General features: G+C 38.3%; 11 protein-coding genes and 1 pseudogene. 6 read left to right on the forward strand and 6 right to left on the reverse strand.

Annotated elements, in window-relative coordinates:
- Positions 1 to 216: 216 nt before the first annotated feature.
- The 3 genes from G4P69_RS33485 to G4P69_RS33490 form a co-directional block, all read right to left on the reverse strand.
- On the reverse strand, positions 217 to 510 hold the full coding sequence (locus tag G4P69_RS33485) for a DUF1565 domain-containing protein (RefSeq protein WP_390693718.1): 294 nt from the start codon (positions 508 to 510) through the stop codon (positions 217 to 219).
- A complete protein-coding gene (locus tag G4P69_RS40765; protein ID WP_390693713.1) occupies positions 414 to 752 on the reverse strand; it encodes a hypothetical protein in 339 nt (112 codons plus the stop codon). The genes G4P69_RS33485 and G4P69_RS40765 overlap by 97 nt, the downstream gene beginning before the upstream one ends.
- Positions 753 to 882: 130 nt before the next feature.
- The gene (locus G4P69_RS33490) at positions 883 to 1,026 is read right to left on the reverse strand and encodes a hypothetical protein (RefSeq protein ID WP_208343068.1); all 144 of its coding nucleotides are present in this window, start codon (positions 1,024 to 1,026) and stop codon (positions 883 to 885) included.
- A 123-nt stretch (positions 1,027 to 1,149) separates the two neighbouring features.
- Between G4P69_RS33490 and G4P69_RS33495 the strand changes: the two genes are divergently transcribed.
- The 5 genes from G4P69_RS33495 (at position 1,150) to rpmB (ending at position 6,279) form a co-directional block, all read left to right on the forward strand.
- Complete coding sequence (locus G4P69_RS33495) at positions 1,150 to 2,190, forward strand: S66 peptidase family protein (RefSeq protein WP_208354179.1); 1,041 nt, start codon at positions 1,150 to 1,152, stop codon at positions 2,188 to 2,190.
- Between the two features lie 239 nt (positions 2,191 to 2,429).
- Complete coding sequence (locus G4P69_RS33500; RefSeq protein ID WP_208343075.1) at positions 2,430 to 3,068, forward strand: Uma2 family endonuclease; 639 nt, start codon at positions 2,430 to 2,432, stop codon at positions 3,066 to 3,068.
- 277 nt (positions 3,069 to 3,345) lie between these two features.
- Complete coding sequence (locus G4P69_RS33505; RefSeq protein ID WP_208343077.1) at positions 3,346 to 3,618, forward strand: ribbon-helix-helix domain-containing protein; 273 nt, start codon at positions 3,346 to 3,348, stop codon at positions 3,616 to 3,618.
- Between the two features lie 145 nt (positions 3,619 to 3,763).
- The gene (gene htpG, locus G4P69_RS33510) at positions 3,764 to 5,749 is read left to right on the forward strand and encodes a molecular chaperone HtpG (protein WP_208343079.1); all 1,986 of its coding nucleotides are present in this window, start codon (positions 3,764 to 3,766) and stop codon (positions 5,747 to 5,749) included.
- Between the two features lie 293 nt (positions 5,750 to 6,042).
- Positions 6,043 to 6,279 carry a 50S ribosomal protein L28 gene (rpmB, locus tag G4P69_RS33515; RefSeq protein WP_208343080.1) on the forward strand — a complete coding sequence of 79 codons (237 nt, stop codon included), beginning with the start codon at positions 6,043 to 6,045 and terminating at the stop codon, positions 6,277 to 6,279.
- 98 nt (positions 6,280 to 6,377) lie between these two features.
- On the opposite strand, the gene G4P69_RS33520 is transcribed toward rpmB, so the two are convergent.
- The 3 genes from G4P69_RS33520 to hpsE are packed head-to-tail and all read right to left on the reverse strand — an operon-like array spanning position 6,378 to position 9,436.
- On the reverse strand, positions 6,378 to 7,283 hold the full coding sequence (locus G4P69_RS33520) for a glycosyltransferase family 2 protein (RefSeq protein ID WP_208343081.1): 906 nt from the start codon (positions 7,281 to 7,283) through the stop codon (positions 6,378 to 6,380).
- A gap of 11 nt (positions 7,284 to 7,294) precedes the next feature.
- Positions 7,295 to 8,428 carry a glycosyltransferase family 4 protein gene (locus tag G4P69_RS33525; protein WP_208343082.1) on the reverse strand — a complete coding sequence of 378 codons (1,134 nt, stop codon included), beginning with the start codon at positions 8,426 to 8,428 and terminating at the stop codon, positions 7,295 to 7,297.
- Positions 8,429 to 8,470: 42 nt separating this feature from the next.
- Positions 8,471 to 9,436, reverse strand: coding sequence for a hormogonium polysaccharide biosynthesis glycosyltransferase HpsE (gene hpsE, locus G4P69_RS33530; protein ID WP_208343086.1), 966 nt, complete (start codon positions 9,434 to 9,436; stop codon positions 8,471 to 8,473).
- Between the two features lie 563 nt (positions 9,437 to 9,999).
- Here hpsE and G4P69_RS33535 point away from each other — a divergent pair.
- Positions 10,000 to 10,427: pseudogene (locus G4P69_RS33535) on the forward strand (radical SAM protein); the annotation flags it as partial.

Here is a 10,427-nt window from a genome sequence, read left to right on the forward strand (position 1 = left end):
TAGTTGTACCAGTCATGAGATTTTTTAATAATATGTTTTTCAACACTCTTCATTTTGTAAAGCCTCAATAATTTTTTCGGTTTTACGTTTCCACCTCCCTTATCCATATAATCTAGCAGCATAACTACTAATAATTGCTATTATATCTTGCATTGATAACTTCATGTTGCCAGTCTTGCCACATTTGTCTATTTTTACACTCATTTGTCCACGTTCTTAATAAAATTTTACGATACCAGTACCACGATTTTCCGGGTTAGTGACTGTGACCCCAGAGATAGTACTATTCCCATCGGCACGGATAGTGATATTTTGACGAGCAAATGTAGGACTAATAAAAATTCCACTGCCGATAATTAGTACAGATTGACCTTTGCTGTTGTCATCACCATGCAGTGTCACACCTTGTTTAATTAGGAGCGGGAATTGTTCGCCACTGTCTTTGTTATATTGACCAGGAGCGAGCTGAATAACTGTACCTGGTTGAGCTTGAACGAGAGCATAAGTAATAGTTTTATAGGGTGTCGCTTGTGTCTCCCCTGAACCTGGCTATCCTGACCAATTTGTGGGTTAACGTAAATGCTGCTAGCAGTGGTGGAGGCGGCGGGCGATACCAATTTTTGGGTAGTATCTTGCTGATGGACAATATCAGCATTTACCTTAATAGTGTGGAGCATAAACCCTATTCCTATGCTTAGCGCAATGGCGACTGAAGCCTGGAGAAACCGACGATGCTTCAATATCCGGGCCATATTTCATCTCCTAGGATGAACGAAAATATTTTCTGTGGTTAATACCTATTTTTCAGGCGTTTTTAAGATATCCTCCCCTTGCAATTAGTTGATTGCCAATTTGCCGAAATTTTTTCACTGGGTGTAGCGCTTAGGGTGTCAGGGAAGGACACTTCAATTCACCCAAGTGTTTCTCTTTAGCGTAACCTGCGGCTTCTAAACTGCTACAGTTGCGTAGTCTAGTGATGCGATACGGATGTGCGCCGTTAGCTTCGTGATCGGCTATGCGCTGCATACCTCCTTCATCCTTTCGCAGTCAGTATCAGAGTACTCAAGCACCTGGGTGATCCATCTTTACGGTATATTCAGAATCCCTAGTTGCTGTAACATGAGATAAAATCTTTGAAAATTATACCTCATGCTGACGCGTCGCAACTTTATCACCTCTTCTGCTGCAACTGTTGCTTTAGCTTCAGCATCAAAATCAGTGCTTGCAGCCAATTCTCATTATCTTAAGCCTGCAAGATTACGTCCTGGTGAAGGTGTAGGAATAATTAGTCCCGCAAGTGCTGCGTTTGTAAGTGAAGATGTCAATGTAGTTGTTGATGCTGTTCGCGCACTTGGATTGGTTCCTTATCTTGCTCCGCATTTGCGCGATCGCTATGGTTATTTAGCGGGAAAAGATACAGATCGAGCCAGCGATATTAACCGTTTTTTTGCTGATCCAAAAAGTGCTGCGTTGCTTCCTATTCGAGGAGGCTGGGGATGTAGCAGAATTTTACCTTATCTAGATTACCAACTTATCCGCAACAATCCGAAAATTATTATCGGCTTTAGCGACATAACAGCCTTAATTCTAGGAATTCATGCTCAAACTGGTATTATCACATTTCATGGTCCCAATGGCTTAACTTCTTGGCGAACTGCACCGACAGATTATTTTCGTCGTGTTTTGTTTGCAGGTGAGATGGTAACTTTTCAAAATCAAAAAGACAGTGATGATGCAAACCGCCTAATGCAGGTTAAAAACCGTATTCGGACGATAAATCCTGGGAAAGCCAGAGGGAGACTTATTGGTGGTAATCTTTCAGTACTTTCTGGTATTGTTGGTTCTCCCTACGTGCCTAATCTTAAGGGTGCGATTTTATTTCTTGAAGATACCAATGAGAACGTTTACCGTATTGATCGCTTAATAACTCATCTTAAGCTCGCTGGAGTGTTTAACCAACTGTCTGGTTTCATTTTTGGGCAATGCACTCAATGCTTACCAGATGCCGACTATGGATCTTTGACTTTAGAAGAAGTTCTCAACGATCATATTCGACCTTTAAAAATACCGTCTTGGTCTGGTGCTGAAATTGGTCATTTAGACACTATATTAACATTGCCTATAGGAACAGAGGTAGAAATTGACGCTAGTTTGGGTAAGATTCGGATGCTGGAACCTGCTGTGATTTAGTAATTTACGCTGTTTGCACGGGTGATTAGTTGGTGTCACAAAAAGGTTTAGAGGTGATAAAAGTAATATAGGTAAACTACTCGTGAATTACTATATATAAAGACTCCCTCAATTGACCAAGAAGGCTCAATGGTGCCATTCCACGATTTATCGCGGCAGCTTGTGGAAACGGCACAACGGGGAGGACTGCTGAGAAAAATTAATGTATTCTATTTTCACGATTATCCGAATGAATATTTATGCTATTAGAGTTAAGACAATTGAGGATTCAACCCGGACAGCAACTGCTACTTGAAGATGTTAGCTGGCAGCAATTTGAAAATATTCTGGCAGAATTGGGTGAACATCGTGCTGCCAGACTTTCTTATAGTCATGGATTTTTAGAAATTATGGTTCCCTTGCCCGAACATGAAAAAGCCAAAGAAATTATTGGCGACATGGTAAAAATTTTATTGGAAGCACGGCAAATTGCTTTTGAGTCTTTGGGTTCAACAACTTTGAAAAATGAGCGTATGACTCAAGCAGTCGAACCGGATGCCTGTTTTTACATTCAAAATCAAGCAGCAGTTATCGGTAAAAATCGCCTTGATATGAATGTCGATCCACCCCCGGATTTAGCCATAGAAATTGATTTAACTTCCCGTACGCATTTGGAGAATTACCAAATTTTGGGAGTGCCAGAACTTTGGCGATACGGAAAACAAGGGTTACAAATTAATGTTTTGCAAGGTGGAAAGTATGTAGAGTCAGATTTTAGTCCTACTTTTCCAGATATTCCGATAATTGAGCTAGTAAATCAATACGTTCAACAGAGTCAGGTTTCTGGAAGAACCCAAGCAATTCAAGATTTAAAGAATTGGGTGCGGGATAATATTTAATTTTGCATGGAAGCGGGTTGAGGAAATTATTGATAATGAAAGACCGCTATGGGTTGCTGGTGTCAGTTTACCTGTTCCTGAACAATTTTTGGACAATGCACTCAATGCTTACCAGACGCTGACTATGGCTCTTTACCTTTAAAAGAAGTGCTCCATGATCACGTCCAAATTGAGGTTAGTCTGGGTAATATCCGGATGCTGGAACCTGCGTGACTTAGTACGGGTTTATAAGCTTATTGGTTAAAATTAATAGTATTCCTCACTTTTAGAAAAATCCATGCAAATCTTTTTGCCCCCAGAGGTAGAAACCTTGTTACAACGCCAACTCAGTAGTGGTAAGTATCAAAACCCTATCGAAGTCATTCTTGCAGGGATAAGACTCCTAGAACAGCAAGAAGATATCTATAAAGGAAGACTCGAAGAACTTCAACAAGAAGTACGCATAGGGTTGGAAGCCTCTCAACAAGGTAAAGTTGTTGATGGCTTAACCGCTATGTCTCAAATCCGTACCAATTTGAGAACTCGCTATGGTGTCTCAGATGAAGTATGATTGTACACTACCGTAATTTACAACTTAAAAGTAGGGTAATCCACATCCTACCTAAGGGGCTATCCTTACCTCTATTGATAGATAATCTCAGAGAATAGATTCTTAAGAGTCAATTAAAAGCTAGCTAAGACACACTTTATTAAATATGCTAGAACAAGGTACAATCAGTATTCATACTGAGAATATTTTCCCGATTATCAAGAAGTCCCTGTACTCAGATCACGAAATCTTCTTGCGGGAACTGGTATCAAACGCGGTAGACGCGATCCAAAAGTTGAAAATGGTATCCCGTGCTGGAGAATACTCAGGCGACATTGGGGAACCAGAAATTGAACTATCAATAGATAAAGGTAAGAAAACCCTCTCCATCTCCGACAACGGTATTGGGATGACTGGAGAGGAAGTCAAGAAATACATTAACCAAGTTGCTTTCTCTAGTGCTGAAGAATTTATTCATAAGTACGAAGGTAAAGCAGATCAACCAATTATCGGTCACTTTGGTCTTGGTTTCTATTCCTCCTTCATGGTGGCGCAAAAAGTAGAAATCGATACGCTTTCCTTCCGAGAAGGTGCGCAAGCAGTTCATTGGAGTTGTGATGGTTCACCAGAATTCACCCTTGAAGACTCAACCCGTACAACTCGTGGTACAACAATTACCCTAACTCTTCAAGACGAAGAACAAGAATATTTAGAGTCTGCACGAATTAAGACTCTTGTCAAGACTTACTGCGACTTTATGCCAGTACCCATTAAACTTGATGGGGAGGTATTAAATCAACAAAAAGCACCTTGGAGAGAGACGCCAAGTAGCTTGAGTAAAGAAGATTATTTAGAGTTTTATCGCTACCTGTATCCTTTTCAAGAAGAACCCCTGTTATGGGTGCATCTGAATACAGATTATCCTTTTATCATCAATGGTATTCTGTATTTCCCCAAAATGAGACCCGATGTAGATGTTACAAAGGGACAGATAAAACTATTTTGCAATCAAGTTTTTGTTAGTGACCATTGTGAAGAAATTATCCCCCAATTTCTTCAACCCATGCGGGGTGTGATTGATAGCACTGATATTCCGTTGAACGTTTCGCGGAGTGCTTTGCAAACTGATCGTACCGTGCGGAAAATAGGTGATTACGTTGCGAAGAAAGTAGGCGATCGCCTAAAAGAACTTTACCGCGACAGCCGAGAACAATACATCAGTGCTTGGAAGGATCTTGGTACTTTTGTAAAATTTGGTGTTCTCAACGACGAGAAATTCAAAAAACAAATCGAAGACATCATCATCTTCCGCACAACTCTTGAAGACTCTGGGAATAAGCAAAGCGAAACTCCTTCAGTTCAAGTTCAAACCGGCGACGACGATGCATGGAAAGATGTTACACCACCAACTGAGGAGACAGGAAACGGGAAACTCCCATACACCACTCTTAAAGAGTATTTAGAACGCAACAAAGAACGTCACGAAAACCGAGTTTTCTACTGTACTGATGAAATCTCCCAAGCTACCTACGTAGAACTTCACAAAAACCAGGGCTTGGAAGTTCTATTCATGGATTCCTTCATCGACACCCACTTTATTAACTTCCTCGAAAGGGAATATAATGAAGTTAAATTCACTCGGGTAGATTCCGACTTGGATAACACCCTACTTGATCAAGATAAATCTGGGGAAATCGTTGATCCAAAAACGAATAAAACTAAGAGTGAAGTCATAAAAGAGCTATTCGAGAAAGCTCTTAATAAGCCTAAAGTCAATATCCGTACAGAAGCGTTGAAATCTGACGATCCACAGGGAACACCACCAGCAATGGTATTGCTACCTGAGATTCTTCGCCGTCTGCGAGAAATGAACGCTTTGATGCAGCAGCAAACAACAGAATTCCCTGAAGATCATATTTTGCTGGTAAATACAGCTCACCCTTTGATACAGCATCTAGTAAATCTCAGTCAAGGTAGTATTATTCAAGCTGGCGGGGAGTCACCTACAGATCAATTGGTGAAGTTGATTTGTCAACATGTATATGATTTAGCACTCATGTCTCAAAAAGGCTTCGATGCTGAAGGGATGAAAGCGTTTGTGGAACGTTCCAATGACGTGCTAACTAAATTGACACAAGAGGCAACAAAATAACCTTTGATAGATGAAGGTTTTCACCGTCGTCTGAGAAAAAAAAGAATTCAGCAATTCTGGAGTCAGGAGTCAGAATACACCACCCGTAAAGGGATGCCGTGTTAAGAAAAGTTTTAACCCCTGTCTCGGTAACGAGCCAACGCGTGGTTTTAAACCAATAATCATTCTGACTCCTGAATTCTGACTCCTGACTACCTGATAAAATTTACGTTCAAGCCCTGGATAACGAGAAAATTCTGTCTTCAGTTCTATACAATAGAAGACTGTGTTCAAAAAAATTGGAGAGCCTTACAATGTCTCGTCGCTGTCAATTAACTGGGAAGAAGGCAAATAATGCCTTTGCTGTTTCCCACTCTCACCGCCGTACTAAACGTCTTCAGCAAGTTAACCTCCAAGAAAAGCGTGTTTGGTGGGCGGAAGGTAATCGTTGGGTGAAATTGCGGCTTTCTACCAAAGCAATTAAAACCCTAAACACGAAAGGTTTGTCTGCGATGGCTAAAGAAGCTGGAATTAACCTTAATCATTACTAGATTTTTTAAATGATTCTTGATTCGTAGTTGCACGCCAGATGCCAGAGCTTTGGGAACCAAAGCAACGCACTGGCTTGCTTTAGTGCTCTAAAGCGCAACTACAAACCTGAATTCTTGTTTAACTTGTGTGTCACTTTTTTCCAAAAGTGCTGGCTAATGTACTGTGGTGAAATCGAAAAAGCTTTAAAAAACATTTGCAATGCAAATAAAGGCTGGCGTTTTTCGTACCACAATATTCTTGCTAATCTCATTGCATTGTGGCTTCTTGTTTCAACTTCAAAATGTTTGTAAGGTTTACTTAAATCATTATCAAAAAATACATCTAATAAATTGAATGTCTCTTTTACCCATAATTGATAATTTCTTGTGAGATTACTTTCATGAGAATATTTAGTAACAAGGTAATGCGGGACGTGAGTAGCTTTTCCCAAGCATAGTAACCTTAAAAATAGCTCTTTATCTTCACCAATTTTTAACGTCTCGTTAAATTTCCCAGATTCCTTTAAAGTCTCACTACGTACAACCACGCTAGACGACGTGAGGATAAAATTTTCAGATAATAAATGATAAACCAAGTTAGGGTAAGGTAGCCAAGGCTTACAGTTAAATTTGACAATAGTCCTATCTTGTTTTTGGTGAATACAACCGCAAAAGGCTAACACATTATTTGAGTCACTTTGAATGTAATGAATTTGAGTTTCTAGATAATTTTTTTCCCACTGATCATCAGAATCTAAAAAAGCAATAAAGTTTCCTTTTGCAATCGATAGAGCCTGATTTCGTGCTGCACCAGCACCACTGTTTTTGCTTAACTGAACTAAGGTAATATTTGGATAATTTTCACGAATAAATTTTACAGTTCCGTCCGTTGAAGCATCGTCAACAACAATAATTTCATAGTCCCGAAAAGTTTGATTAATAACACTGTTAATTGCTCTTGATATATACTTAATTCGATTATAAGTAGGGATAATCACTGAAACTGTTGGGTTGTTTGCTTCCATATGAATTAAGACTAATTGTTAAGAACGTGCAAAAGAACTTTTTCAACACCTTCCACCATTCTGTCTACATGAAAATTATGTAGTATGTGTTCTCGACATTTAGCGCTGAGTTGATGATTTAAATCTTTCGATTTCACGACATAATTTAAAGTATCTGCCAACTCTTGTGGATTTCCTGGTTCGAAAAGCCATTCTTGAAACTCCCCAGTCAAAATTTCACAGATTCCTCCAGTTCGGCTAGCTATAACGGGAGTTCCACAAGCCATTGACTCAATAACTGTTCTGCCAAATGGCTCTGAATGTATACTTGGTAAAACAGTACAATCGCTTATATGGTAGAGATCAGTTGTATTAGTTATATGACCAAGAAAGTTAACATTCTTTTCTATACCCAGATCTTGTGTTAGCTGGTGTAGAGATTTTTTGTAGTCATCATTCTCACATAGTGGTTTTCCAGCAATCAATAATTTAGCGTGTTCATATCTTTTGAAAAATAAGGCAAATCCATTAATCAAGGTTTCTATTCCCTTTTCTTTATCTAACCTCCCAATATATGAGACAACTTTAGTATTCTCAGAAATTCCCCACTGGGTTTTAGCTATTAATTGACTTGCTGATCTTTGAAATAATTCTGGGTTAATTCCGTTATAAACAACATCAATTTTATTTGCTTGGTATCCTCTATTAACCCAGTCTAGTTTGGTTTGTTGTGAAACTGCTATCAATCGTTTTGCACCATGCATTCCAATCCTCCATTGAAGACCAAATTTCTCTATTGGAGGTGGAGGTAATCGTAGATGACACACAAATGGAATATTTTTGAATAACGCTAAAGTGTAACCAAAAAAGCTATCATGATATTGGTTGCTATAGACTATAGTATTTTTCGTAACCTTTGTCTTTAAATTACAAGACACAAAATTTTTAAAAGAATCAAAAAAATTGTGACGTTCAATTCTATAAGTATTAACTTTTGATAAGTTAGAACAAAAAGCACGATAGTTATTAAGCAAATCGCCTTCTTTTATATAAAACAGGCTAATATTATGCCCACGATTATACAACCCTTGACAAACATCTAGTAGGCTTCGCTCTTGACCTCCTCTAGATGAGGTTACTTCATTTTCTAAAACAATAATATGCATTTTTTTTAATAAATATCAATCTACTTGTAATCTCATTGATACTTATTGTTTGATTAATCTTTTAATCCTGACTTGCCATAAAAAGAAAGGACTAATTAAAGTTGCACGTAGTCTTTCCATTTCGCAAGCAGCAAAAATATTATTGTCTAGATATTTTCTATATCTGAAAAAGTGACTTATTAATTTTCTTATATCATTAACAAAATACATAAAAAAAGCAAACGGTCTTTGCCAACTTTTAAGTAATAGCATACGTAAATGATGACGTGCTAAGCCAACACCACGCATTAAGGAAATTAAATATTTTTTTTCTAATCGCCACGAAGGGATAATATGCTCAACTTCCATCGCAGGATTGTACCAAATTTCCCATTTAGCTTGATGAATATAGAATAGGACTTCAGCATCCTCACTTCCCAACATAGATGAACCAACTCTACCACTTAAAAAAAGACGATCAGGAACATTGTTAAGCCATGCTTCTCTACGTACAACCAAGCCAGCAGAAGGAGGAAATCCCTTTTTGCGAGGTTCATATATCTGAGGATATTCACCTCTTTCTGTAATGGCAAGATAAAATAAAATCGGTTTTATTTGTTCACCTGGATCTCTTTCAAATAAAGCATGAATTTGGCTAGCATATGCTCCTGCTCTAGGATGAATATCTGCAAATTTATAAGCTTCTATAATCCAATTACGTGCAGGTAAATTGTCATCATCTAAAAAACCTACTATTTTACCTTTGGCTTGTACTATCCCTCGCTGACGAGCAAATCCTGCTCCTTGTTTTGCTTCAAAAGCATATCTTAAGGGAATTTGTAATTTCCAGCTTTTTTGGTAGTCAGAAACAACCTTTGCTGTCTCATCTGTACTATTGTTATCAACAATAATAATTTCCCATTCTAAATGTTCTAACCCTTTTTGCTCCTGTAAACGCTGTAAAACAGACGGTAATCGTTTAGAGCCGTTATAAGTCGGAATTACTACTGTAAAGTCTATTGAATTCATGATTTTTATGTGCAAATACTCTGTGCGAGAAAGTATTTGTGACGGATATATTTGACGTTAAATTTAAGAATATTTCTTGTGTTTTATCCCCAGTTAGCTGATGCTCTAATCTGCCGGTTGCCCAAGGTTGAAACAAACGGTCTTTTTATTGTTAACCAAAAGTATCTATTTCATTTAAATTGAAAATATTAGGTAGCTAGAAACAGTATTTTCTCCATATGCGCTAGTTAACTTCTGTATTTTGTGTATTTTTGTATTAGGATTTGAGGATACTAAAGATATGTCCTCGTGTTTATAGTGCCCAGTAGTTTGCAAGAACTAACATTATTTCTAGAAAAAAGCCTTTTAATCAGAAGTCAGGAGTCAGAATTCAGAATTCAGAATTTAGAGTTCAGGTCATTTTCTGAACTCTAGGTGCTTTAAGCCAGGGAACTCGAGTCGAACACTGGCTCCTCCTGACTCCTGACTCCTGACTCCTGACTCCTGACTCCTGACTCCTGAATTCTTTTTATTAAAAAAAGCTATAATTTATTTATATTTTTATACTTTTATTGTTTTAACAGGTGATATCCTCTGCATTTAGCGCTGAAAGCCTTCTGTTTAATCCAACTACGCCTGATAGTGATGCTATTCCCACGATATTTGCCTTTCCTAATGAGTACAGCGTTGGTATCACTAGTCTCGGTTATCAAGTCATTTGGGCAACTTTAGCAATGCGTTCTGATGTTGAGGTAAGTCGCCTGTTTACAGATATTCACGAACAGCTTCCAAGAAAACCAGAGTTAGTCGGTTTCTCTTTTTCATGGGAACTGGATTACGTCAACATTTTGAACTTATTGGAGTTTCTGGCGATTCCATTAAGAGCAACCTCCCGTGATGATAACCATCCTATAGTTTTTGGTGGTGGTCCAGTACTTACTGCTAACCCTGAACCTTTTGCAAATTTCTTCGATATTATTCTCCTAGGCGATGGAGAAAATTTGTTGCAGAA

This window comes from Aetokthonos hydrillicola CCALA 1050 (genome assembly GCF_017591665.1).
Classification (GTDB): domain Bacteria; phylum Cyanobacteriota; class Cyanobacteriia; order Cyanobacteriales; family Nostocaceae; genus Aetokthonos; species Aetokthonos hydrillicola.